Annotated in this window: 27 protein-coding genes; 14 read left to right on the top strand and 13 right to left on the bottom strand. The window is 64.6% G+C overall.

What is annotated here, in order from left to right:
• On the bottom strand, window positions 1–707 hold a 707-nt coding region (locus tag GSQ79_RS17680), incomplete at its 3' end, for a twitch domain-containing radical SAM protein (RefSeq protein ID WP_158809990.1).
• A 503-nt stretch (window positions 708–1,210) separates the two neighbouring features.
• On the bottom strand, window positions 1,211–1,444 hold the full coding sequence (locus GSQ79_RS17675) for a hypothetical protein (RefSeq protein ID WP_158809989.1): 234 nt from the start codon (window positions 1,442–1,444) through the stop codon (window positions 1,211–1,213).
• A 455-nt stretch (window positions 1,445–1,899) separates the two neighbouring features.
• On the opposite strand from GSQ79_RS17675, the gene GSQ79_RS17670 reads away from it, so the two are divergent.
• The gene (locus GSQ79_RS17670; RefSeq protein WP_158809988.1) at window positions 1,900–3,558 is read left to right on the top strand and encodes a hypothetical protein; all 1,659 of its coding nucleotides are present in this window, start codon (window positions 1,900–1,902) and stop codon (window positions 3,556–3,558) included.
• Window positions 3,559–3,697: 139 nt separating this feature from the next.
• Complete coding sequence (locus GSQ79_RS17665) at window positions 3,698–4,027, top strand: hypothetical protein (protein ID WP_158809987.1); 330 nt, start codon at window positions 3,698–3,700, stop codon at window positions 4,025–4,027.
• 87 nt (window positions 4,028–4,114) lie between these two features.
• Here the strand turns inward: GSQ79_RS17665 and GSQ79_RS17660 are convergent, their stop codons facing one another.
• The gene (locus GSQ79_RS17660; protein ID WP_158809986.1) at window positions 4,115–4,549 is read right to left on the bottom strand and encodes a tautomerase family protein; all 435 of its coding nucleotides are present in this window, start codon (window positions 4,547–4,549) and stop codon (window positions 4,115–4,117) included.
• A gap of 361 nt (window positions 4,550–4,910) precedes the next feature.
• Here GSQ79_RS17660 and GSQ79_RS17655 point away from each other — a divergent pair, with 361 nt between their 5' ends.
• Genes GSQ79_RS17655 through GSQ79_RS17640 form a run of 4 tightly spaced genes read left to right on the top strand, consistent with a single transcriptional unit; the run spans window position 4,911 to window position 8,752 of the window.
• On the top strand, window positions 4,911–5,957 hold the full coding sequence (locus GSQ79_RS17655; RefSeq protein WP_158809985.1) for a sulfate ABC transporter substrate-binding protein: 1,047 nt from the start codon (window positions 4,911–4,913) through the stop codon (window positions 5,955–5,957).
• Window positions 5,958–5,960: 3 nt separating this feature from the next.
• Complete coding sequence (cysT, locus tag GSQ79_RS17650; protein ID WP_158809984.1) at window positions 5,961–6,803, top strand: sulfate ABC transporter permease subunit CysT; 843 nt, start codon at window positions 5,961–5,963, stop codon at window positions 6,801–6,803.
• On the top strand, window positions 6,796–7,680 hold the full coding sequence (gene cysW / locus GSQ79_RS17645; protein ID WP_158809983.1) for a sulfate ABC transporter permease subunit CysW: 885 nt from the start codon (window positions 6,796–6,798) through the stop codon (window positions 7,678–7,680). Before cysT ends, cysW begins: the two co-directional genes overlap by 8 nt.
• A gap of 25 nt (window positions 7,681–7,705) precedes the next feature.
• Complete coding sequence (locus tag GSQ79_RS17640; RefSeq protein WP_174243236.1) at window positions 7,706–8,752, top strand: sulfate/molybdate ABC transporter ATP-binding protein; 1,047 nt, start codon at window positions 7,706–7,708, stop codon at window positions 8,750–8,752.
• A 40-nt stretch (window positions 8,753–8,792) separates the two neighbouring features.
• Here the strand turns inward: GSQ79_RS17640 and hpxZ are convergent, their stop codons facing one another.
• The 4 genes from hpxZ to GSQ79_RS17620 form a co-directional block, all read right to left on the bottom strand.
• Window positions 8,793–9,173: an oxalurate catabolism protein HpxZ gene (hpxZ, locus tag GSQ79_RS17635; RefSeq protein ID WP_158809982.1), complete on the bottom strand. Its 381-nt coding sequence runs from the start codon at window positions 9,171–9,173 to the stop codon at window positions 8,793–8,795.
• Window positions 9,174–9,187: 14 nt separating this feature from the next.
• Window positions 9,188–10,579: an AtzE family amidohydrolase gene (locus tag GSQ79_RS17630; RefSeq protein WP_158809981.1), complete on the bottom strand. Its 1,392-nt coding sequence runs from the start codon at window positions 10,577–10,579 to the stop codon at window positions 9,188–9,190.
• 4 nt (window positions 10,580–10,583) lie between these two features.
• Window positions 10,584–10,790 carry a DUF4089 domain-containing protein gene (locus tag GSQ79_RS17625; protein WP_246725408.1) on the bottom strand — a complete coding sequence of 69 codons (207 nt, stop codon included), beginning with the start codon at window positions 10,788–10,790 and terminating at the stop codon, window positions 10,584–10,586.
• 102 nt (window positions 10,791–10,892) lie between these two features.
• Window positions 10,893–11,264 carry an antibiotic biosynthesis monooxygenase gene (locus tag GSQ79_RS17620; protein WP_158809980.1) on the bottom strand — a complete coding sequence of 124 codons (372 nt, stop codon included), beginning with the start codon at window positions 11,262–11,264 and terminating at the stop codon, window positions 10,893–10,895.
• A 150-nt stretch (window positions 11,265–11,414) separates the two neighbouring features.
• On the opposite strand from GSQ79_RS17620, the gene GSQ79_RS17615 reads away from it, so the two are divergent.
• The gene (locus GSQ79_RS17615) at window positions 11,415–11,831 is read left to right on the top strand and encodes a MarR family winged helix-turn-helix transcriptional regulator (protein ID WP_368669952.1); all 417 of its coding nucleotides are present in this window, start codon (window positions 11,415–11,417) and stop codon (window positions 11,829–11,831) included.
• A 174-nt stretch (window positions 11,832–12,005) separates the two neighbouring features.
• Here GSQ79_RS17615 and GSQ79_RS17610 read toward each other — a convergent pair whose 3' ends face one another.
• Together GSQ79_RS17610 and GSQ79_RS17605 are read right to left on the bottom strand one after the other, a co-directional pair.
• Complete coding sequence (locus tag GSQ79_RS17610; protein ID WP_158809978.1) at window positions 12,006–12,194, bottom strand: hypothetical protein; 189 nt, start codon at window positions 12,192–12,194, stop codon at window positions 12,006–12,008.
• A 126-nt stretch (window positions 12,195–12,320) separates the two neighbouring features.
• Complete coding sequence (locus GSQ79_RS17605; protein ID WP_158809977.1) at window positions 12,321–12,650, bottom strand: hypothetical protein; 330 nt, start codon at window positions 12,648–12,650, stop codon at window positions 12,321–12,323.
• A 129-nt stretch (window positions 12,651–12,779) separates the two neighbouring features.
• On the opposite strand from GSQ79_RS17605, the gene GSQ79_RS17600 reads away from it, so the two are divergent.
• The 6 genes from GSQ79_RS17600 (at window position 12,780) to GSQ79_RS17575 (ending at window position 19,568) form a co-directional block, all read left to right on the top strand.
• Window positions 12,780–13,274, top strand: a complete 495-nt coding sequence (locus GSQ79_RS17600) for a hypothetical protein (RefSeq protein WP_158809976.1) — start codon at window positions 12,780–12,782, stop codon at window positions 13,272–13,274.
• 248 nt (window positions 13,275–13,522) lie between these two features.
• Window positions 13,523–14,518, top strand: coding sequence for a BMP family protein (locus tag GSQ79_RS17595; protein ID WP_158809975.1), 996 nt, complete (start codon window positions 13,523–13,525; stop codon window positions 14,516–14,518).
• A complete protein-coding gene (locus GSQ79_RS17590; RefSeq protein ID WP_246725407.1) occupies window positions 14,515–16,107 on the top strand; it encodes an ABC transporter ATP-binding protein in 1,593 nt (530 codons plus the stop codon). Before GSQ79_RS17595 ends, GSQ79_RS17590 begins: the two co-directional genes overlap by 4 nt.
• On the top strand, window positions 16,104–17,165 hold the full coding sequence (locus GSQ79_RS17585) for an ABC transporter permease (RefSeq protein WP_158809974.1): 1,062 nt from the start codon (window positions 16,104–16,106) through the stop codon (window positions 17,163–17,165). Before GSQ79_RS17590 ends, GSQ79_RS17585 begins: the two co-directional genes overlap by 4 nt.
• A 25-nt stretch (window positions 17,166–17,190) precedes the next feature.
• Window positions 17,191–18,108: an ABC transporter permease gene (locus tag GSQ79_RS17580; protein WP_158809973.1), complete on the top strand. Its 918-nt coding sequence runs from the start codon at window positions 17,191–17,193 to the stop codon at window positions 18,106–18,108.
• Between the two features lie 173 nt (window positions 18,109–18,281).
• Window positions 18,282–19,568, top strand: a complete 1,287-nt coding sequence (locus GSQ79_RS17575; RefSeq protein ID WP_246725406.1) for a multidrug effflux MFS transporter — start codon at window positions 18,282–18,284, stop codon at window positions 19,566–19,568.
• A 103-nt stretch (window positions 19,569–19,671) separates the two neighbouring features.
• Here GSQ79_RS17575 and GSQ79_RS17570 read toward each other — a convergent pair whose 3' ends face one another.
• The 3 genes from GSQ79_RS17570 to GSQ79_RS17560 form a co-directional block, all read right to left on the bottom strand.
• Complete coding sequence (locus GSQ79_RS17570; RefSeq protein WP_158809972.1) at window positions 19,672–20,019, bottom strand: hypothetical protein; 348 nt, start codon at window positions 20,017–20,019, stop codon at window positions 19,672–19,674.
• A gap of 54 nt (window positions 20,020–20,073) precedes the next feature.
• A complete protein-coding gene (locus GSQ79_RS17565; protein WP_158809971.1) occupies window positions 20,074–20,373 on the bottom strand; it encodes a DUF2934 domain-containing protein in 300 nt (99 codons plus the stop codon).
• A 91-nt stretch (window positions 20,374–20,464) separates the two neighbouring features.
• Window positions 20,465–20,791, bottom strand: a complete 327-nt coding sequence (locus GSQ79_RS17560; RefSeq protein ID WP_158809970.1) for a hypothetical protein — start codon at window positions 20,789–20,791, stop codon at window positions 20,465–20,467.
• 188 nt (window positions 20,792–20,979) lie between these two features.
• On the opposite strand from GSQ79_RS17560, the gene GSQ79_RS17555 reads away from it, so the two are divergent.
• Complete coding sequence (locus GSQ79_RS17555; RefSeq protein WP_158809969.1) at window positions 20,980–21,333, top strand: hypothetical protein; 354 nt, start codon at window positions 20,980–20,982, stop codon at window positions 21,331–21,333.
• A 295-nt stretch (window positions 21,334–21,628) separates the two neighbouring features.
• Here the strand turns inward: GSQ79_RS17555 and GSQ79_RS17550 are convergent.
• Window positions 21,629–21,843 (bottom strand): hypothetical protein (locus tag GSQ79_RS17550; RefSeq protein WP_158809968.1); only part of this gene is annotated, 215 nt, incomplete at its 5' end.

The following is a 21,843-nucleotide window of genomic DNA, read 5'->3' as shown; positions in this document are numbered from 1 at the left end:
TGCAGGTTTGGCTGCGGATGCTCGATGATCCATTCGAGAACGCGCATCGTGTGCTTGCTGAGCAGCGGCTCGCCGCCAGTGATACGGAACACTTTCAGCTTCGGCAGGAGATCGGGCCACCACTTCCAGAACGCCTCGACATAAGGGTTCGTCTCGCGCTCCGGGATCGGGTGCGATTTCGCCTTCGTAAGATGTTTTGGATCGTTGAAGCGCGTTGTCGTGGGATAATGGCCGAACTGCTTGATCTCCTCGGCCCATTTCGAGGAATCGCGCGGATCGCAATAGCTGCATTTCAGATTGCAGACGTTGGAGAAGCTCACTTCCACGTAGGTCGGCGTGATGTTCGCATCCCAAGGCGCCGTTCGGGACTCTTCGAAAGACTCCGCCGCCCAGGGTTCGCTCGATTTGACCGTACGATCACTGATGTTACCGGGCGCTGCGTCCTCGACGGTCCAGCAATACTGGCACTCGGCGGGACGAACGCCTTCGAGCATCTCCTTGCGGCGCTCCTTCTTAAACTGGGTGTTATGCAAGGCGCTCGGATTTCCAGCGAGCTCCTCGACCGGGATGTGATGCGTCGCGGGATGATGACACGAATGGGTGTGCCCATTCTGAAGATGAATGGTGACGTGGGACCATTTGGCCAGACAGAACGAAGGCGAGACTGCGTTCAGCCGATCACGCGTCTTTTCGAGATCTGAGGCCAAAAGTCCGCTCCACCAATACAATGAACTGAAAACGCTGGTTGCGTTCGGCACGTCAAATCACGCATGCGCGAGTTCAGGTAACGCTCGCGCCGAGAGCGTGTCAACACAGCGGTCCATGGCCGGCGGCGGGGACCCACCGCCTGGCGCAATGGGGAGTCGCCGAGAGGCAACGCATCTTGGTTCGGCTGATCGTTTGGTGAGGAGACGGTGTCAGCATCGGCCGTGGCGCTGCCCCTGCCCTGGGCCTCAAGGCGTTCTGGCCGCATAAGCGGCTTGCGTTGGAGAAAGCGTTCTCCAGCTGCGAAGGCTTCTTGGCCTCTGAATCGAGATTGCGACTCTCATGCCGCAGGTGGCTCAAGCCACATCGGTGCCACGCAATTCCCCGGAGATGTTACCGCGGGGCGACACCATTCGGGCGCTGCGGCCATCACGACGTGGCGCCCGAACGGGAAAGGCCGCCGATGGTCTAAAAGACCGCCGGCGTCCCGGCAGACGTCGTCATGTCAGTTGCGGCCGCCGACCGGGCCGCCGGTCGCCGTGCCACAGGACCGGGCGCCGGTGCCGTAGGAAACGCCGTCGCAGCGACCGTTTGCTTGGACCCCGGCATCGCGTCCGCGATAGTGATAGGCACGGGTATAATCGGCGCCGGCGTTGAGGTAGTCGGGCGTACCCGCGCAGGCGATTTGGCTCGAGGCGCATAAGCCGATCACAACGGCAGCCATACGAAACTTTGTCATCGAAAATCCTCCAGAAGCATCTTTGAATTTAATATTGCAGGAAGTCGTTTCTTCCACAATTAAAGATTTCTTTAGAACCCGATGACCGTCCCGCGTCATGAGCGCGGAACCAAATCCTCTTCCTGTGCTTGCTTGACGGTTTGCGAGGACAGTGAAGGCGGTTTCCAGAGAATAAACATTGAAACTGGATATTACCTTTGGTCACCTCGACCCTTTTTTGGCACAAATCTATGCAAAATATGTTCAGTACTTATAACAACAACGCTACGTCCGACGAAATATAGTGTGTAGCATTTTTGCTACTGATAATTATATCATCCAAATTAAGCCACATTTGGAAGAATTTTCCCGAGCAGTTCTCGTACGATCGGATTCCGAACAATCGGCGTTAAAGTAACGATTTTGCTGGGGGCAAAATGATTAGAAGAAACCTGGGGACATACGGCAGGATAGGATTGGGCGCGGCTCTCCTTCTTGGAAGCTGGCCGATCGCGGCCCATGCCGACAGCGATAAAGACGACCGGATCCACAAGCTCGAATCCCTGATGGAGGCGATGCACAAGGAGATCCATGATCAGCAGAGCGAGATCCATGCTCTGCGGTCGGCGGTCGGCCAGACGAAAAGCGAGGCCACCAAGACGCGCCGCCTCGTGGTCGAGCGCGCATCGCAACCCCAGCCGGTGGCCGCCGTGCCGCCACTCCCGCAAGGATCGCTCCCCGTCTACCTCAACGCCAATCGCGGCCTCCAGCTTGGCGGCATCAGCATCACGCCGGGCGGCTTCCTGGCGGCGGAAAGCGTGTTCCGGACCAAGGCCAACGGCGGCGAGATCGCGACGGCATTCGGCGGGCTCCCGTTCCCGAACAACCCGCTGGCGCACACCAACGAATTCCGCCCGTCCGCGCGCCAATCCCGCTTGGCGCTACTGGTCGAAGGTGCCGTCACGCCGTCGATGAATCTTGCAGGCTACGCCGAGTTCGACTTCACCGGCGCCGCGCAGACCGCAAACTCGATCCAGAGCAACTCGTATACGCCACGCATTCGCAACCTGTACACGACACTCGACGCCAACGACTATGGCTTGCACGTCCTGGCGGGTCAGAACTGGTCGCTCGTGACGCTCAATTCGAAGGGCATCACCCCGCGAAACGAAGTTTTGCCGCCCACCATCGACTCCTCGCAGATGCCTGGCTCGATCTATGCGCGCCAGGCTCAGATCCGCGTGACCAAAGACTTCGACAAGAAGCTATGGTTGTCGCTGTCGGCCGAAGAGTCGCAGACGACGTTCGCTGGCGCCTGCACGACGGCCAATACCGCCGGCGGTCTGACGCCTGCCGTCGTCAATGCCGGCATAACCGGAGTCAACAACATCATCTGCGGCGCGGCCGAGACGGGTGGCGCATTCTCCAGCCTCACCAATGAATCCCTCAACCATGCGCCGGACGTTATCGGCAAGGTCGCGTACGAAGCCCGGTTGGGCGAGCGCGACATCCATCTCGAAGCGCTCGGTCTCTATCGCAACCTCTACGATCGCGTCACCTATACCAACGGATCGTCGGCGAACCTGAACACGACGGGCTATGGCGTCGGTGGCGGCTTGATCGTCCCGGTGCTTCCGCGGGCGCTCGACTTCCAGATCAACGCGCTGTACGGCCGCGGTATCGGTCGTTATGGACCGTCAGCCTTGGGCGAGACGACCTTCAGCCAGGACGGTTCGCTGAAGCCGGTCGAAGAAGTCATCGCGCTTGCGGGCGTCACGTTGCATGCAACGCCCGCCATCGACTTTTATGCCTTCGGCGGCATCGAAAAAGGCGTGCGGTCTTACTTCCAGCAAGGAACCGGCGCTGGTGCAACCTTCGTTGGCAATGGCGCACCGGGGATTAATGACACAGGTTGCTATACCGTCGGGGGCACCTGCACCGGAACGACCAAACAGGTCTACCAGCTGACGGCCGGGATGTGGGACAAGGTCTACAAAGGCGGCTTCGGCGAGCTGCGGGCTGGTCTGGAATATACCTACACCAACCGACAGATCTTCAACACGCCGGGCCTGTATACGCCGAGCACCTATACCCACGCGTTCTACACCAGCCTGCGCTACTATCCCTTCCAGTAACAGCAGTGCGGCCGGTGCTATCGCGGGCTGCACCGGCCGCGACAATCGCCTGATGTGCCTTGGCGACAAGAGACGTTGGATCATCGGAATTCAAGGACCTCGCACGCTGTGCAACGTGTCCGAAGACGCGGAGAATGAGATGGATAAAATTTTGATGCTGGCCGGGGCGTTGGCGCTCATGTCCGCCATGGCAACGCCCGCGGCGGCCGATTCGGCCTATCCACCAGCCATCGTACAGTTTGGCCCCACGACGGAATTCAGTACGCTGGTTTGCCCGAACTTCACCAAGACGGAGGACGGCTCCTGGCTGGCCGTGAGGCCGGACCCGTTCGGGCTTGGCTTCGTCCAGCACATCGTGCCGCCGGCGCGCCCGATCAAGGTCGGCGGGTATATCTACAACAACATCGACCTCTACTCGCAGCTTGAATATCAGTGCGGTGCTTCGGTCACCGTCCGAGCGCGCTACTGAGGTTTGCACGTTTCCCCGCCAGGGAGATCGCGCGCTCCCTGGCTGACACCTCACCGCGGCTGCGCCGCCATGATTGCCGCCCGAGCGTCACATGCTCTGCAGCCGCCGGCGATCCTCCTCGGGCAATTCCGCCAACCAGGCGTCTTCGTCGCCCGGCTCCGGAAGCACATGGCCGAACTCGGACATGGCTCGTGACGGCAATTCGCTGAGATAGACCCACACCGCGTATCGCGGCACGCCGAGGATGTCGCACGCGGCCGGCACGATCTGGCGAATGAGATCGGCACGTTCGATGGCGCTGCGGCCTGCACGGATGTGGCCCTGTATGAAGCAATGCGCAGCCGCCAAAGGCTTGCCGCCGATGAAGCAATCATCGGTCTGGATCGCCCGAAACAGGACCTGGGTCGAGAAGTGGTGGGACCCGGACACATCCGCATGGATGCGCGTGATCGCGCCGGCAAGATCGGCTTTGCTTCGGGCGCTGAGAAGGCCGACGGGAGCGCGGCAGATGTAGGTCGGCATCGTTTACGCAATCCGTTTTTGACGCGCCGATCCGGCATGCGCGGCATGTCGGACAACGCAAGGAGGATATGCCCCGTGGACAATCCGACTATGCGTCATCGCCGCAAATTTCGGAAGTCATAAGCTTTTATACGATCAGGCCCTCGACAGCGACGCTGAAGTGCCCGCAGCAACGGAAGCGCTATAACGAAATATAACACGCGCCGAAAGCTTCATCGAGGGAACGAACATCTCCAGACGACTGCAAATATGCGGTAACAAACTGTTGATCGACGTCCTGACCTTGGCTAATCAGAGATAAGCTCAGATCGGGCCGATGCCGAGACAGGAAACAAGGCCTATGACGCGAAACAGACATCGCATGTCGGCGCATCGCCAACGATCATTTGCGCTTCGCGGCGCCGCGCTGGCCTCGATCGCCATCCTGCCCTGCTTCGCGCTCGCTTGTCTCGCGCCGGTTGGCGCATCGGCCGGCGATCTGCTGAACGTCAGCTACGACCCGACCCGCGAACTCTACAAAGAGATCAACGTGGCCTTTGCAGCCGACTGGAAGGCCAAGACCGGCGCCGCGGTCACGGTTCGCGCGTCCCATGGCGGATCCGGCGCGCAGGCCCGCTCCGTCGTCGACGGCGTTCCCGCCGACGTCGTGACCCTGGGCATTCCGTCAGACATCGACGCCATCGCCCGTTTGACCAAGAAGATTCCGACGGACTGGGCGAAGCGCCTGCCGAACGACAGCCTGCCCTACACCTCGACGATCGTGTTCGTCGTGCGCAAGGGCAACCCGAAGGCCATCAAGGACTGGAACGACCTCGTCAAATCCGACGTCAAGGTGATTACCGCCAATCCGAAAACCTCGTCGGGCGGCCGCTGGAATTATCTTGCCGCCTGGGGCTATTCCTACAACCAGGATAAGGACAAGGCGAAGGCGCAGGCCTTCCTGGCGTCGCTCTACAAGAACGTGCCGGTGCTGGATACCGGCGCCCGCGGCTCGACCGTGACCTTCGCGCAGCGCGGCCTCGGCGACGTCCTGCCGACCTGGGAAAACGAGGCCTTCCTCGTTCTCGACGAATTCGGCAAGGACAAGTTCGAGATCGTCGTGCCGAAGGAATCGATTCTCGCCGAGCCCCCCGTGACGCTCGTCGACGGCAACGTCGACAAGGACGGCAACCGCAAGGAGGCCGAGGCCTATCTGCAGTTCCTCTACAGCGACCAGGCGCAGGCGATCATCGCCAAACATCATTATCGCCCGCTCAAACCGGAAGCCGCGGCCAAGGCCGACCTTGATGTGTTGCCGAATATCGCACGCTACAAGATCGAGCCGCTGCTCGGCTCGTGGGACCAGATCCAGGCCTCGCAGTTCGACAATGGCGGCGCCTTCGACGCGATCAGCAAAGCCGGCCATTAGGCGATGGCCGCGCGCGCCTCCCTCAGGCAGCCGAGCGTCATCCCGGGGTTCGGGATGACGTTCGGCTACGCGGTTCTGGTGCTCGGCATCGTGGTACTGCTACCGCTCTGCGCGCTGGCCCTCCGCGCCTCGGCGATCGGCATCGGCGGGATCATCGACGTCGTGCGCGATCCCCGCGTCGCGAGCGCCTTGCGCATCAGCTTCGGCGTGTCGCTGCTGGCCGCGATCGTCGCCTCGCTGTTCGGCTTCGTCGCCGCCTGGGTCCTGACCCGCTATAATTTTCCGGGCCGCCGCCTGCTCGACGCCATCGTCGACCTGCCCTTCGCCTTGCCGACCGCGGTCGCCGGCATCGCTTTGGCGTCGCTTTACGCGCCCAACGGCATCGTCGGCGGCTGGCTCGCCGCGATCGGGATTCATATCGCCTATACGCCGGCAGGCATCTTCGTGGCGCTGGTGTTCATCGGCGTTCCGTTCGCCGTGCGGACCGTGCAGCCGCTGATCGGCGAGATCGACCGCGAGATCGAAGAGGCGTCGGCGACGCTCGGCGCCACGCGCTGGTACACGCTCGTCCACGCCGTGCTGCCGCCGCTCGTGCCGGCGATTCTTACCGGCTTCTCGCTGGCCTTTGCCCGCGGCATCGGGGAATACGGCTCCGTGATCTTCATCGCCGGCAACCTGCCCTATGTGTCCGAGATCGCGCCGCTCTTGATTGTCATCAAACTGTCTGAGTTCGACTACGTCGGCGCCTGCGCGATCGCCTCCATCATGCTGGCGGCAAGTTTTGCCTGCCTGCTTCTCATCAACCTCATCCAGGCGTGGAGCCATCGGCGGTTCGGCCATGTCTGAGATCAACGCAACGGATATCGGCCTTCCAACCCTACGCGCCGCAAGCGTCGTCACCGAGCGGCGACCTGTGCGGATTGCGCTCATCGCCGTGGCGGTGGCGTTCCTGCTGCTGTTCCTGGTACTGCCGGTCGCGGCGGTGTTTCAGCAGGCCTTCGCAAAAGGGCTCGGCGCCTATTTCGAGTCATTCGCGGACGCGGATGCGCTGGCCGCGATCGAACTCACCGTGCTCGTCGCGGCGATCGCCGTGCCGTTCAACCTCGTGTTCGGGATCGCCGCCTCGTGGGCGGTCGCGAAATTCGAGTTCACCGGCAAGGCCTTATTCGTCACGCTGATCGACCTGCCGTTTTCGGTCTCGCCCGTGGTCGCCGGCCTGATCTACATCCTGCTGTTCGGCTCGCAGGGGTATCTCGCGCCGCTCACGCAAAGCCTCGATCTGCAGATCGTCTTCGCCGTCCCCGGGATCGTTCTGGCGACGATCTTCGTCACCTTCCCGCTGGTGGCGCGCCAGCTCATTCCGCTGATGCAGGAACAGGGCATCGGCGATGAGGAGGCCGCGCTGACGCTCGGCGCATCGGGCTTCCATGTCTTCCGCACCGTGACGCTGCCGAACATCAAGTGGGGGCTGCTCTACAGCGTCCTGCTCTGTAACGCCCGCGCGATGGGCGAATTCGGCGCGGTGTCCGTCGTCAGCGGGCACATCCGCGGCCTCACCGATACCGTCCCGCTTCACGTCGAGATCCTCTATAATGAATATAATTTCGTCGCTGCTTTCGCTGTCGCATCCCTCCTCGCGGGTCTTGCCCTTGTCACGCTCGTCATCAAGTCGCTCCTCGAATGGCGCTACGCAGACGGACTCGCCGCCAGCGCGCGTCATTGACCCCAAGTCTTTCGATCCCAAGTCTTTGGATCCCAAACCGACGACGATCGCCGTCGAGGGGATCGCCAAAAGCTTCAAGGGCACGCCGGTGCTGCGCGACATCAACCTCGAGATCCGCGCCGGCGAGTTGTTGGCGCTGCTGGGACCGTCGGGCTCCGGCAAGACTACGTTGCTGCGCATCATCGCCGGGCTCGAGAGCCCCGACAGCGGCCGCATCACCTTCAGCGGCGCAGACACCACGCGCGTGCCCGTGCAGAAGCGCGAGGTCGGGTTCGTCTTCCAGCACTATGCCCTGTTCAAGCACATGACGGTCGCCGACAACATCGCCTACGGCCTGAATGCCCGTAGGCGTGCCGACAGACCCGCGCGCAACGAGATCGCCAAGCGGGCTCGCGATCTCCTCGACCTGATCAAGCTGGAAAAATTCGCGGACCATTATCCCGCGCAGCTGTCGGGCGGCCAGCGCCAGCGCGTGGCCCTCGCCCGCGCACTGGCCGTCGAGCCGCGCGTGCTGCTCCTCGACGAGCCGTTCGGCGCCCTCGATGCGCAGGTGCGCAAGGACCTGCGGCGCTGGCTCCGCGACATCCATCAGCGTACCGGCCAGACCACGATCTTCGTCACCCACGATCAGGAGGAGGCGCTCGAACTCTCCGATCGCGTCGCCGTGCTGCACGCCGGCCGCCTCGAGCAGGTGGGAACGCCGATCGAAGTTCAGGACGATCCGGCCTCGGTAGCGGTACTGCGGTTCCTCGGCGACGCGCTCGACGTCGCGGCCGAGGTCCGCCAGCACCGCCTGTTGGTGAACGACCGTTTCGTTCTCGTCGATGTCGCCACCCGGGGGGACGGCCCGACGCGGCTGCATGTCCGGCCGTGGCAGTTCGACCTGACCTCTCTCGAGGACGCACACGTGCACGGAACGGTCACGAGCGTATATCGCGCGCAGGGCCGCGCCCATGTTACGATCGAACGGCCCGGTGGCGCGGTTTTCACGATCGACACCGCGCAAGCGGCAATGCCGCGCATCGACGAGCGCGTCGGCCTGCGCATCGTCGGCGGCCACCTGTTCGACTGAGCTCCCGACCTAGGCCGAGGAGCGTGTGGCGTCGTGCGCCTCAGCTGTCGATGAGGCTGACGTGCGCGGCGACGATCTTCCAGCCATCGGGGAAGCGCACCCAGGTCTGGCTCTGACGGCCGATCCGGTCCGGCGCATGCTTGCGGGCGAACAGCGTCATTGCCGTCGCCATGTCGCGGCCATAGGTGGTGATCACCGTCCGGTCGAGAGTCCGGTCGAGGCCGACCGGCGAGCGCCCGCGGCGAAACGCGCGGATCGCATCCATCCCGTAGAGGTTTTCGCCACCGCCGTAGCGGATGGTGCGCGGATCGTCCCAAAACAGCGCTTCCAGCGTCGCGACGTCGTTGCCGACCAGCGCCACCTCGTAGGCGGCAAAAGCCGCTTCGACCTCCGCCTTCACGTCGGGCAAGTCGGTATCCATCGTGTGTTTCCTTGTCATAGCGCCGCCACCGGCGCGCGCACCGCGCCGAGGCGCTCCAACTGCCGCGCCACCCGCAGCGCGTGATCCTCGCGCCACGGCGCTGCGATGACCTGAACACCGAGCGGCAGGCCATCGTCAAGCCACACCGGCACCGCGACCACCGGCAGGCCGATGAACGAGATCGGCTGGGTGAAGACGCCGATGTTCGGCCGCGCCGCCACGGTGACGCCGTCGAGAACGATGGTCTTTTGCCCGATCTTTGGCGCGCGGCAGGGCGTCGACGGCGCGAGGATGACATCGACCTCGTCGAACAGCGCGAGCACCTTGTCGCGATACAGCCGCCGAAACTTCTGCGCCCTTTCCACCCAGACGCCGGGGATCATCGCGCCGGCGATCAGGCGATCGCGCACGTCGGGATCGAAGTCGCCGGCGGCATCGCGCAGCCGGTCGAGGTGCAGCGTCGCCCCCTCCGACGCGGTGATGACATAGGCCGCAGCGCGCGCCCGAGCGGCTTCGAAGATTTCGACGCGCCGGGTAACTCCGAGCGCGCCCGCGACCTGCTCGACCGCGCGAAACGCCTCGGCATCGCCGCCGCGTGCGAAATAGCCGCCGGCCACGGCGATGCGCAGGCCGTCGCTGCCCTGGTCGAGAAGGCCTGTGCAAAGGTCCGGGGGCCGGCTCGTCGTCGCCGGATCCGCAGGATCGGGCCCCTGCATCGCATCATAGGCCGCGGCGAGATCGCCGACGGCGCGGGCAAACGGCCCGAGGTGATCGAAGCTGCCGACGAAGGGAAAACTGCCCGCCCGCGTCAGCCGGCCGTAGGTTGGCTTCAGTCCGAAAGTGCCGCAGAAGGCCGACGGCACGCGGATCGAGCCGTTGGTATCGGACCCCAGAGCCAGCGGCACCAGACCCGCGGCGACCGCGCTTCCGGAACCGCCGGACGAGCCGCCGCTCATGTGGTCGAGCGCGTGGGGATTGCGCGAGGCGCCGTCGTGGACGTTCTCACCGGTGAAGTCATAGGCGTATTCGCCCATGTTGAGGCCACCGACGAGGATGGCGCCTGCCGCCTCCAGGCGGCGGACGAGCGCACCATCCTGCGTGGCCGGCGGAAGCGTCCGGTTGATCTTGGAGCCGGCCCGGGTCGGCAGGCCCTCGATGTCGAACAGATTCTTGACCGCAAAGGGAACGCCGGCGAGAGCCCCCGCCGGCTCGCCGCGCGCGAGACGCGCGTCCAGCGCTTCGGCGGTAGCAAGCGCACGGGTCGCGACCACGTTGGTGAAGGCATTGACGAAAGGATTGATGGCGGCGATGCGCGCCAGCGTCCCGGTGACGATGGCGCGTGCGGAGACAGCGCGCGTTGCGACGGACGCGACAATGTCCGTCGCCGTAGCCGTGGAAAGATCCATGCGCTCAGGCCCGATAGACGGGCGCGGGTTCCAAGGCGTCGTCGAGCGGATAGGCTTGAACGAGTCTGGCGGCAGCGGTGATTGCCTTGAGATGCAACAAAACATCCGGCCGCCAGTCGGCGGCGACGATCAGGCCGAGCATCGGAGCGGCAGCATCGATGTAGCCGCCGAGCGCCGCATCGTCCGGCGTTTCTTGTGTTATGGATGACATATGAGGGTCCCGTTTGCCTGAACGGCGCGGACGCAAGATGCAGGCCGGACCCCTATGGCGCTAGGCCGAAACTCAATGGGCTTGGCCGTACATCGCCGTTGATCAACCCACGCAGATGCCGGGAACCTCTACCTTGCGAAACAGATGCGGGCTGATCGTCGCGCTGTCGGGATAGGAACCGAGCTGTGCCTTGAATTCGGGATTGTCGAAGGCATCCCGGAAGTGCGCGATGGATTGCCAGACTGCGTAGTTCAGGAAGATCCCGCTTCCGGCGACGCCCCGGTGAAGCTGGGTCGAAATGAAACCGGGCTGGCGCTTCATTATAGTGGCATCGCGACTCCAGGTTTCCAGCAGCGCATCCGCGTATTCGGGCTTGACGACGAAAGTGTTGATCAACACGACGGGGCCGTTCCCATCGTCGCGGAGCTGGTCGCTGAGCGCTATGTGCGCGTCCATTTCACGAAATTTAGGCATGCGAACCTCCTTGTCATTTATGAGCCAATTGGCATCATGATGACAAGCTAGAATTTTGACATCATGATGTCAACGGGAGTCACCCTTCGCATGTCTTCCAGATCGCCGTCGCCGGCGACGCTAACCGATCTCATCCTCACCTTGTTTCGCGTGAACAACGCAACCCTCGTGTGGGGCGACCGGCTGGTACGACCCTTTGGTCTCACGAGTGCGCGCTGGCAGGTGATGGGGGCCATCGCTTATGCCGACCGACCGCGCCCCGTGGCGTGGCTCGCCCGCGATCTCGGCGCAAATCGGCAGAACATCCAAAGAATCGCGAACGACCTCGCGAGGGAGAATTTGGTGGCCTTCGAGACCAACCCAAACCACCGGCGCGCGCAACTCGTGGTGCTGACGGAAGCGGGGAAGCGCGCCTACGACAGCGCGGTCGACGCTTGGAACCCGGCCGCCACCGGCTTGGCCAATGACCTGTCGGCGGACGAGCTGACGACCGCCCTTCGAGTTTTGGGCCTGCTGCGTAGCAGGCTGACGGAAATCAACGCCGCAGACGACAGCGCCGACGCGTGAAGCGAAGTTGAGGCCATAATCAACAGCCTGTCGCGGGGTGGGGCCGGATTGGGTTTTGACCCAACAGCATTGTCCACAAAAGGTGCAGACTTTCGCGATCGAGAGAATGCTCTGATTTTTTCAGACGTGAGCAGTTTCCGGTGGCTTTGGCGCTTTCCACCACAGTGCAAAGCGCTAGGCCGTATCGACGAGGTTGACCCACATCAAAAGGCCAAGCCCGACAACGCCGAAAGCCAAACCCATGCCCAGCTGGTGCCCGTCCGTGGCGCCAGCCAGATCCCCGGCAAGGCTCATGCCCTTCGCATAAGCCAGTCCCGCCAGCCACAAGAAACAGCCGACCGTATTCCAAGCCATCCAACGCATGATGGTCACTCAAAACTGTGGGAAGATTATCTTGGATAGGAATGCCGAAGACACATCTTCGGTTCGCGGTCTTCGCATGAATCTTTTCAGTCTTCCAGGGCCCGCTGCGAAGATTCTTTCGGCGTTCTATACTTGGTCGGGACTCGCGGCTTTGGCGGCCCGAACGGCCGCGATGAGGGCGTCGAGGGCATGAAGCGCTTGGTCCCGGGCCTGCTCGATCGCATCCGTGCCGCGCTGGTTATCGCCGGCATCGTCAAGCCGTGACGCGAAGTGCTCGGCTGCCGTCCAGGCCGCCTTCGCCGCGCCGTTCATCGGCCCCGTTGGGCCGACCCGATGCAAAGCGTTGGCGATCGTCGAACGACACCAGACCGTCACCGTCTCGCCCTCCAAGGGCTGGACTTTGCCAAGCACCCCGCGAAAGGCGTCGAGTTCGGCGATCACCAGCTGCCCGCTCATCGATCCGTCGTCCTTTCACGCATGCCAGCCCTGTTCACCATCCGGTGTGATAGCGGAACCGCTCCGCTTGCCCATCGGTTATCACAATGGATGCCATGTGGGCGTGACGTAGCAGGTTTGGAGACGATGATGATGCGGTTTGGCAAGACGGCTGCGACCCTGACCGTGGTTGCGGCGCTCGCGTCGGTCGTCCTTCCTGCCCAGGCCGCGACGAAACATGGTGTCCATCATAAAACCCTCGCACAGATCAAGGGCGGGCACATGAGCCTGCGCTTCGCGAGCCCGTCGATGGGCACGCGCGCCCATGGTCGTCACGGGACCGGCATGACGACGCTGGTCGGCGACCGCGAAAGCGGCCTTGGGTTCTATAACCTGCCGGCGCAATATCGCGCCGGGGCGCGCCTCGCACGAAGCCACCAAGGCGATGCCATCCGCTATGCGATCGGGTCGGAAATGGGGAACGGCTACTATTATGGCGTCGGCGGCGAAGACGCGGGCGAGAGCCACCATCACGCCATGTTCAACCCGGTCGACGGCTACGGCACGCCGTTCTTCGCCGGCTACTATGGGCCGGCCGGCGACCCGGACGATGATCGCGGCCCGTTCGGCAACCCTTACGAATAAACCCGATAGGACCGTCATTACGAGATGGCGGTCGAACAAAGCGTGACCTTGGCTGCAGATGCGATTCGTGCAGGCTTCGTGCTTGTTTTGGGCAGATCGTCTCTAAAAGCGACAGACCTGCGGCACCGGGCGTTTACGCGCCAGTAACCCTCTGAGCCTGCCAAAGCTCCGGTGCTGGCACGGCGGTTGCAGTCGGTCATCCCACCTGAAAGCCCGGGATCGGTGCCTTTCGGATGTGGGAGTTCTCGATGCAGATCCGTATTGTTTCCAGCCGCCGCACAGTTTTGGGCGGTGGCGCCGCGGTTTTGGCGCTGGCGGGCTTCGGCCTGATGGCACCCCGCGCCGTTGCCGCCGATCCGGTCCGCGTCGGCGTCCTCTTGCCCGGGTCCAAATCGGACAAGGGCTGGATGGAGTCGGGCTACGACGGCTTGATGGCCGCGGAAAAGAAGCTGGGCGCCGGGCTCAAGGTCCAGATGATCGAGAACATCGCGGACGGCGACATGGAGCAGGCGCTGACCCAGCTCGCCACCAAGAACAGCCTCGTGATCGGCGTCGGCGGCCAGACGCAGGCCGCCGTCTACAAAGTCGCCAAGCGCTTCCCCAAGGTGAAATTCTCCATCGTCGGCGGCAATGCCGGCGAGCCGCTGCCCAACGTGGCGGGTTACGACGTCCGGCAAGGCGAGATCGCCTATGTCGCCGGCGCTGCCGCGGCGATGCTCTCGAAGACCGGCGCCATCAGCTATGTCGGCGGCATGGAAATCCCCTCCATCGTCAATGCCGGCAAGGAATTCGGCCTGGGTGCCAAGAGCATCAACCCGAATATCAAGTATTTCGAGAGCTATACTGGCGACTTCGACAATGTCGCCAAGGCCAAGGAAGCGACGCTCGCTGCCATCGCCCAGGGCGCGGACGTGCATTACCACATCCTCAACCTCGGCCTGCGCGGCCTCGAACAGGCGGCCAAGGACAAGGGCACCCATATCATCGGCAGCTACACCAACTATTGTGGCACCGATCCGCTCTACCTCGCCTATTCGATCACCGGCGTCGGATTCCAGGTGCGTTACGCCATCGACCATTTCATCGCCGGCGACTGGGTCGCCGGCTACAAGCCGTTTGGTCTCGCCATGGGCCCCGAAGCCTCGGATATGGTCGTCTGCAGCGCGACCCCCGAGATGAAGGCCAAGATCGAGGCGATCAAAGCGGATATCCTGTCCGGCAAGATCAAGGTTCTCGAGGGGTGAATGCCACGCCGGCTCTGTCACCGGCTCACGTCTCCCAACGCGGCGCCCTGCTGCTCGGCCTGAGCGGTCTGACCAAGCGCTTCGGCGCCTTCACCGCGCTGTCGGCCGTCGACATCGCCTTTCATGCCGGCGAAATCCATTGCCTGCTCGGCGAGAACGGGGCCGGCAAGTCGACCCTGTGCAACCTGGTATTCGGCGTGCATGCGCCGGACGCCGGCACGATGACGTTGCATGGCGCGCCTTACCGCCCAGCCGGGCCGCGCGATGCGTTGACGGCTGGGATCGCGATGGTGCACCAGCATTTCAGCCTCGTCGAGGATATGAGCGTCGTCGACAACCTGATGCTCGGTCGCGTCCGCGGCGTGCTGGACCGGCGCGGCTGGGCCGCGCGGCTCGATGCGCTCGGCACCCGTTACGGCCTGGAACTCGCGCCCTTCGCCCGCGTCGGCGACCTCTCGATCGGTGAGCGCCAGCGGGTCGAGATCGTCAAGTGCCTGATGCGCGAGCCGCGTCTGCTGATCCTCGACGAGCCGACGGCCGTACTGCTGCCGGACGAGATCGCCAGCCTGCTGGCGGTGTGCCGGCGTGTGGCGGCGGAGGGCGCCGCGGTGATCCTCGTCACCCACAAGCTCGCCGAAATTCGCGAGGCCGCCGATCGCGCGACGGTGCTGCGCCAGGGTCAGGTCGTCGCCACCTCGGACGCGCCCTCGACGGAAATCAACCGGCTGGTCAAGGCGATGATCCGCCGCGACCTCGAAGGCCTCGATGCGACGACGGCGGCAACTCTGGGGCTCGAGGACGAGTCGGCGGTCGCCGCCCCGGCGGTGCATGCCCGGCCCGATGGCCCCGACATTTTGCAGATCGACGGCGTCAGCCTGCGCGATTCCGACGGCGCGCTGCGCCTCGACGCGCTCACCCTGACGCTGCGCGCCGGCGAGATCGTCGGGCTCGCCGGTGTCGAAGGCAACGGCCAGAGCGAGCTCGGCCTGTTGCTGGCGGGTCTCGACACGCCGACGGGCGGACGCCTCGTCATGGACGGCCAGGATCTCACAGGCCGCACGCCGTCCGATTTCACCGCCGCCGGCATCGGCATCGTCCCCGAGGATCGCCACCGCGTCGGCGCCATTGCCGACATGAACGTCGCCGAGAACATGTTCTTGAACCGCACGCGCGCCTTCACCCGCTTCGGTCTGCTGCAGAGGCGGGCGATGCACGACGCGGGGGCCGAGCTGATGCGCCGCTTCGACGTGCGCGCCACCGGCCCGGACGCGCGCTTCGGCGGCCTCTCCGGCGGCAACCAGCAGAAAGCGGTGCTGGCCCGCGAGCTGACGGCGCCCGGCCTGCGCTTTCTCCTCGCGGCGCAGCCCACGCGCGGCCTCGATGTCGGCGCGGTGGAAGCCGTCTACGGCCTGATCCGCGAAGCCAGCGCCCGCGGCATCGCGGTGCTGCTGATCTCCTCCGAGCTCGACGAGGTTCTGGCCGTCGCGCATCGCGTGGCGGTGATTTATCGAGGCCGTATCGTCGGCGAACGCCCGTCGCGGCCCGACCAGCGCGAGGCGATCGGCGCGATGATGGCGGGCCACGCATGAACGCGCGGACCCTCGTCTCCCCCGGGCTCGCCATTCCCGTGCTCGCGGCAGTCGCCGCCTGCCTTGCCGGGACGCTGCTGGTGCTGGCCCTCGGCTTTTCGCTAGGCGACGCCCTGTCCAGCTTTGTCGACGGCACCATCGGCTCGCACTACGCCCTGGCCGTCTCGCTCAACCGCTCGGTGGTCTACGCCTTGGTCGGGCTTGGCTTCATCCTCGCCAACCGCGCCGGGCTGACCAACGTCGGCGGCGAGGGGCAGATCGCGATGGGCGGTATGGTGGCCGCGGCCGTCGCCCTACATCACGGCGTCGCCGCCCTGCCGTTCGGCCTCGCGTTCCTGCTGCCTTTGTCGGCGGCGACGCTCGCGGGGGCGGCCTGGGGCGGCCTTGCCGGCGTGCTCAAGGCGCGTGTCGGCACCAACGAGGTCATCAGCACCCTTTTGCTCTCTTTCATCGCGGTTTGGCTGGTGTACGGGTCGGTGCAGTCGGTGGCCCTGTTGCGCCAGCCGATGACATCGGGCGCCACCCTTCCGGAGTCGCTGCCGGTGCCGGACGCCACGCAACTGCCTCTGCTGACCGGCGATGCCGCATCCCCGGTCACGATCGGTCTGCCCCTGGCCGTCGTCCTCGCGATCGGCATGGCGATCCTGCTCACCCGCTCGCGGTTCGGGTTCCAGCTTCGCGCCGTCGGGCTCAATCCGGTCGCGGCGACGCGCGCGGGCTTCGCCTTCGCCTCGACCGTGGTGGTCGCGATGGCCATCGCCGGCGCCTTCGGCGGCCTCGCCGGCGGCGTGATGCTGCTCGGCGAGCAGTTTTCGCTGAAAGCCGGGTTTTCCTCGGGCTACGGCTACGACGGCCTCGTCGTTGGGTTGCTGGCGCGCGGCTCGGTGACAGGCGTCGTCGCGGCCGCGCTGCTGTTCGGGTTTCTCCGCTCCGGCGGCATCAGCATGGAGATGGGCGCCGGCGTGCCGACGGCGCTGGTGATGGTGATGCAGGGCCTCATCGTGGTGGCGGTGGCCGGCGCCGCGTTCTGGCTCGACCGACGCGGATCGCGATCGTGAGGCGCGGAAAGACAAGGACTTCGCCATGACGATGGAATTGTTCGCCGTCTTCCTCGGCTCCTCGATCCGGCTCGCCATGCCGCTGCTGCTCGCGGCCGTAGGCGAGCTCGTCAGCGAGCGGGCGGGCGTGCTCAACATGAGCCTCGAGGGCATGATGCTCGCCGGCGCGTTCGGCGGCGCGGTCGGATCCTGGGCCACCGGCTCGCCGACGCTCGGACTCTTCATCGGGGTGCTCACCGCGCTGCCGGTGGCGGCCTTGCAGGCCTTTCTCACCAACACGCTACGCGCCAACCAGATCGTCACCGGCATCGGCCTCAACATTCTCGTGCTCGGCAGCACCACCCTCGCCTACCGCGAGATCTTTGGCGCCCGCTCCCGCGAGGCCATTCCCGGCTTTCCGGTCTGGAGCCCGCCGCTGCTCGGCGACATCCCGATCTTCGGCGAGGCAGTGTTCCGCCAGATCTGGCTTGTCTACGCCGCGATCGTGATCGTGGTCGCCATCGCCCTAATCCTGCGGTGCACCGCGATCGGCATCACCCTGAAAGCCGCAGGCGAAGATCCGCGCACGCTCGAGCGGGCCGGCCTTTCGGTGATCCGCGTGCGCTACGGCGTGATCCTGTTCACCGGGTTGCTGGCCGCGCTCGCCGGCACCTTTTTGTCGATCGGCGACATCCATACTTTTACCGAGGGCATGACCAACGGAGCGGGCTATCTCGCGATCGCCGCAGTGATTTTCGGCAATTGGGGGGTCGGCCGGACCGTCCTAGCCTGCTTCGTCTTCGGCTCGGCCACGGCGCTGCAGTTTCAGCTGCCGGCGATGGGGCTCGACGTGCCGAACGCGCTGCTGATCATGATGCCCTACCTGCTGGCCTTCCTGGCTGTCGCCGGAGTGGTCGGGCGCCAAACCGCTCCGCGGGCGCTGGCAAGCCCCTACTGGGGGTGAGACATGCGGCGCGCACGCTTTCCTTGCGGCGCGATTTCCCGTAAGGCTCTGCGCGAGCGTTGATCGGTTCGTGACTCCTGTCCGACGATCCGCCCTCCCGTCGGAGCCGCGCTGTCAGCGTTTTCAGCTCTTTATGCCCGGCGCAACAGGTCCTTCAGGGTAATGAGGCATCCATGACGGCTTCCGCCGCACCAACGCTATCGCCGACCGACGCGGCGACGTCGCCCGGCATGGGGTTCAAGCAGTTCGTCGCGCTGATCGCCGCCTTGATGGCGTGCAACGCTCTGGCGGTCGACTCGATGTTGCCCGCGCTGCCCGAGATCGCCCGCGCGCTTGGCGTCGAAGGCGCCAACCAGCAGCAATGGATCGTCTCCGCCTACCTCATGGGATTTGGCGCGTCGCAAATCATCTATGGGCCCCTGGCGGATCGCTTCGGTCGCAAGCCGGTGCTCATCATCGGTCTGGCAATCTACGTTCTCTTCAGCATCGTCGCGGCCTTCTCGACGACCATGACGATGCTGATCACCGCGCGCGTCCTGCAGGGGGTCGGCGTGGCCGCAACCCGCGTGCTGGCGGTATCCATCGTCCGCGACCGCTATACCGGCAGCCAGATGGCGCGGGTCATGTCGCTGTCCTTCATCGTCTTTCTCGCGGTGCCGATCCTTGCCCCGTCGATCGGCCAGATCATCATGCTGTTCGGCCCCTGGCGCTGGATCTTTGGTGGCCTCACCCTGTTCGGCGCCTCGGTGTTGACATGGACCGCCATCCGCCTGCCGGAAACCCTGAAGCCGGAAGACCGGCTGCCGATCGAGCCGCGGCGCGTCGCCCTGGCGTTCAAGCTGGCGCTGACCAACCGCATCGCGGTCGGCTACATGCTGGCGATGACCTTCGTGATGGGTTCGCTGTTCGGCTTCATCAATTCGGCCCAGCAGATCTTCGCCCAGACGTTTGCGGCCTCGCGCTGGTTCACCACGACCTTCGCCCTGATCGCCGGCTTCATGGCGCTGTCGTCGTTCCTCAATTCGCGGATCGTCCAGCGGATCGGCACGCGGCGCCTGTCGCACATGGCGCTGGTCGGCTTCATTTGTTCGGCGGTAGTCCATGCCGGGGTCGCCCTCGCCGGCTACGAGACGATCTGGAGCTTTGCCATCCTGCAGGCCGGCCTGATGTTCTCGTTCGGGTTGGTGGTATCGAACTTCGGTTCGATCGCGATGGGCCCGCTCGGTCACATCGCCGGGACCGCATCGTCGGTGCAGGGCTTCGTCACGACGTTCGGCGGCGCGGTGCTCGGCTTTCTCGTCGGCCAATGCTTCGACGGGACGGTAGTCCCGCTGGCAGTCGGGTCTTCGGTCTACGGTCTGCTTGCCTTGGCGGCGATCTTGTTGGCCGAGAAGGGCCGCCTGTTTCAGGCCCACGCCAATCCGCTGACGGTGACCGACGCCGGGGCGGTCCCGAAGTAAGAACCGCCTTTGCGAACGTAGCGAGGGATCCAGCGGCAGATGCTCCTCGATCGCAGTGCTTGCCCCTGTGTTGCTCCGCCTTCGGCTCGCAAAGACGGGCGCGTTAAGCGGGTTTGACGACCTGCGCGAGCAGCGCGTCGAGCGAAAGCTCCGGCGCAGGGGCCTCCGGTTCGCGCCGTGCGGGACTTGCGACCACGCTCCCGAGGAGGCTCCAGAGCTGGCTGGTCTCCGCGGTCTCCTGCGGCCGCGTCGGATCCTCCGGCGCTGCGGCGTCGAAAGCTTCGGCTGGCGTCGGATCGCCGGGCCGCTGCTGCTGCGGATTCTTCTGGCGTTGCCCGGCCTGCTCGAAGACACCGCGGATCGCGTAAGCCTCTTCGGATGGCGGCTCCCGTTTCATCGGGCGCGGTGCGATATTCGGCTGCAGGGTCGGCATATGGGAATGAACGTGCATGGGTTTCTCCCGCGTTTGAAGAAACCATTTCCGCGAGACCTTGCGCGAGGCTGATCAGTCCGGGCGATCCTCGCCAGGCTGCGTCGAGGCCAGCGGATCGCTGGCAGGAAAGGTTTCCAGCAAACCTTCGTCGAGTTCGCGATCGTGCCGAGGGGACGCATGCAGCGCGGGATCCTTGTGCTTGATCTTTTCGTCGGTCATCGCGGTACCGTGGCCGTAAGCGGCGGCGATGGTCACGATTGCGTGTCGCTCGGCGGCGAGCCAGAAATCCAGGCATCTGCCGTCGGGCCGGCCGGCTGCCTCCCATAGGTGATAGGCCTGAAGACGTGTCCGTTGCGTGCGTTCGTCGTCCATGATCGCGTCCCTCCGCCTCAGATCGCAGCCTAGCAGCAAAACGGCCGCTCGAGGCGGCCGTTCCAAATCAAAGCGTCGACGCCGGAGCGGATCAGCGGTGACCGCGACCGCCACCAAAACCGCGCCCACCGCCGAAACCACGTCCCCCACGGAAGCCGTGCCCGTAAAAACCCCGGCCGCCCCAGCGACCGTAGCCGTAGCCGCAGCGATACGGGAAAACGCAGGGGTAGCCGTAGGCGTAGGGATATCCGTAGCCGTACGGATAGTACTGGACGTGTTCGATCGGCACGCTTGCGGCGGCATCCGTGGCGATGGCTGCGCCGACCGGCATGGCCGATGCCGAGGTTTCCGCCAGGCCGCTAATGCCGAGCACAACGCCGAGGCTCGAGGCCGCAATGATCCTTCCCAAGGTCTTCATCGAATGGTTCCCGTAAAGAGCGCGTGAGTGGCTCCGGCGCGGATTTAGAGTTCCGGATCATGAAGGCCAAATGAACGCCCTGTCACGTTTGTGTCACTGCCGGCGCTTCTTCCGCGCAGCCTCTTTCCGTTCCTCGTTTCATCAGTATCATTCGAGGGTCAAGCTTGGAGAGATGCGATGCGAGCCTTATGACTGGTCTGGCGAGCTCGAACCCTGTGCTGGCCGCGCCGGCCACGGGCAGCGTCGGCGCCGCCGTCCCCACGTTCGATATCGCCGCGAAATGCGAGCGGCAGCTGATGTTTCCCGGCTGCGTGGAAGCCGAACATGCGGCTGTGTCCGCGCTGCATTTCTGGTGGGGCAAGGTCCGCGACGAAAAGATGAAGACGTTCTGCATCGCGCAGGCCAGCGCCGATCCGGCGTTCAATTACAGCCATCTGATGGGTTGCATCGGCTCTATGGCGCGCCTGCCGGGCCACGCGCTGGCGGGGCTCTCGCGACCGACAGATCCGAGGATTGCCGGGGATCCCGCGCCGCTTCTGTAAGCGGCTGAAAACGCCGCTCGTCGAAGGCGTGATATTTTTCCTTGGCCTCGACTTCCTTGATCCGCAAGCCGAAGAAGCCGCGCTTCTTCGGCAGGATTTCCACCACGGTGTAAATCGACCCTTCGGTCAGTTCGGGCGCGTCGGAAAAGTCGAGGAAGCCGTTGTCGACACAGACGATGCGTTGCCCGACGTACCACCCGCCCATCACCGTCTCCCGCCAGAGCGTGTCGCACTCGATCGATCGCGATAAGATCACGATCCGATAGTTCAGACGAGCGCGATGCGACGAGGGGCCTTATTCGGTCGTAGGCGCCGAGAAGCGCTTTTCGACCTTTTCCGCAAAGGCCCGTCCGGCCTGGTTCAGGCGCCACCGCCCGACAGGCGGCGGCTTGGGAGCGTAAGCGACGTCCTTGAGGTGCTTGTAGGCCGCGCGCACGAGGATATGCCATGTCGTGTCGTCGTTCGCCTCCTTGCGGCGCAGGAGCTCGCGCGTCAGCTCGCCACCCGTCG

Source organism: Beijerinckia sp. L45 (genome assembly GCF_009765775.1).
In the GTDB taxonomy this organism is placed as follows: domain Bacteria; phylum Pseudomonadota; class Alphaproteobacteria; order Rhizobiales; family Beijerinckiaceae; genus RH-AL1.
The sequence above is the reverse complement of the archived record's forward strand: the minus strand, read 5'-3'. Positions and strand labels throughout refer to the sequence as shown.

Bases quoted from the DNA above. Each gene is read 5' to 3' on its own strand.
- GSQ79_RS17675 (WP_158809989.1), bottom strand. From the start codon at position 1,444: ATGACAAAGTTTCGTATGGCTGCCGTTGTGATCGGCTTATGCGCCTCG.
- GSQ79_RS17665 (WP_158809987.1), top strand. From the start codon at position 3,698: ATGGATAAAATTTTGATGCTGGCCGGGGCGTTGGCGCTCATGTCCGCC.
- GSQ79_RS17660 (WP_158809986.1), bottom strand. From the start codon at position 4,549: ATGCCGACCTACATCTGCCGCGCTCCCGTCGGCCTTCTCAGCGCCCGA.
- GSQ79_RS17655 (WP_158809985.1), top strand. From the start codon at position 4,911: ATGTCGGCGCATCGCCAACGATCATTTGCGCTTCGCGGCGCCGCGCTG.
- cysT (WP_158809984.1), top strand. From the start codon at position 5,961: ATGGCCGCGCGCGCCTCCCTCAGGCAGCCGAGCGTCATCCCGGGGTTC.
- cysW (WP_158809983.1), top strand. From the start codon at position 6,796: ATGTCTGAGATCAACGCAACGGATATCGGCCTTCCAACCCTACGCGCC.
- hpxZ (WP_158809982.1), bottom strand. From the start codon at position 9,173: ATGGATACCGACTTGCCCGACGTGAAGGCGGAGGTCGAAGCGGCTTTT.
- GSQ79_RS17630 (WP_158809981.1), bottom strand. From the start codon at position 10,579: ATGGATCTTTCCACGGCTACGGCGACGGACATTGTCGCGTCCGTCGCA.
- GSQ79_RS17625 (WP_246725408.1), bottom strand. From the start codon at position 10,790: ATGTCATCCATAACACAAGAAACGCCGGACGATGCGGCGCTCGGCGGC.
- GSQ79_RS17620 (WP_158809980.1), bottom strand. From the start codon at position 11,264: ATGCCTAAATTTCGTGAAATGGACGCGCACATAGCGCTCAGCGACCAG.
- GSQ79_RS17610 (WP_158809978.1), bottom strand. From the start codon at position 12,194: ATGCGTTGGATGGCTTGGAATACGGTCGGCTGTTTCTTGTGGCTGGCG.
- GSQ79_RS17605 (WP_158809977.1), bottom strand. From the start codon at position 12,650: ATGAGCGGGCAGCTGGTGATCGCCGAACTCGACGCCTTTCGCGGGGTG.
- GSQ79_RS17600 (WP_158809976.1), top strand. From the start codon at position 12,780: ATGATGCGGTTTGGCAAGACGGCTGCGACCCTGACCGTGGTTGCGGCG.
- GSQ79_RS17595 (WP_158809975.1), top strand. From the start codon at position 13,523: ATGCAGATCCGTATTGTTTCCAGCCGCCGCACAGTTTTGGGCGGTGGC.
- GSQ79_RS17585 (WP_158809974.1), top strand. From the start codon at position 16,104: ATGAACGCGCGGACCCTCGTCTCCCCCGGGCTCGCCATTCCCGTGCTC.
- GSQ79_RS17580 (WP_158809973.1), top strand. From the start codon at position 17,191: ATGACGATGGAATTGTTCGCCGTCTTCCTCGGCTCCTCGATCCGGCTC.
- GSQ79_RS17575 (WP_246725406.1), top strand. From the start codon at position 18,282: ATGACGGCTTCCGCCGCACCAACGCTATCGCCGACCGACGCGGCGACG.
- GSQ79_RS17570 (WP_158809972.1), bottom strand. From the start codon at position 20,019: ATGCACGTTCATTCCCATATGCCGACCCTGCAGCCGAATATCGCACCG.
- GSQ79_RS17565 (WP_158809971.1), bottom strand. From the start codon at position 20,373: ATGGACGACGAACGCACGCAACGGACACGTCTTCAGGCCTATCACCTA.
- GSQ79_RS17560 (WP_158809970.1), bottom strand. From the start codon at position 20,791: ATGAAGACCTTGGGAAGGATCATTGCGGCCTCGAGCCTCGGCGTTGTG.
- GSQ79_RS17555 (WP_158809969.1), top strand. From the start codon at position 20,980: ATGACTGGTCTGGCGAGCTCGAACCCTGTGCTGGCCGCGCCGGCCACG.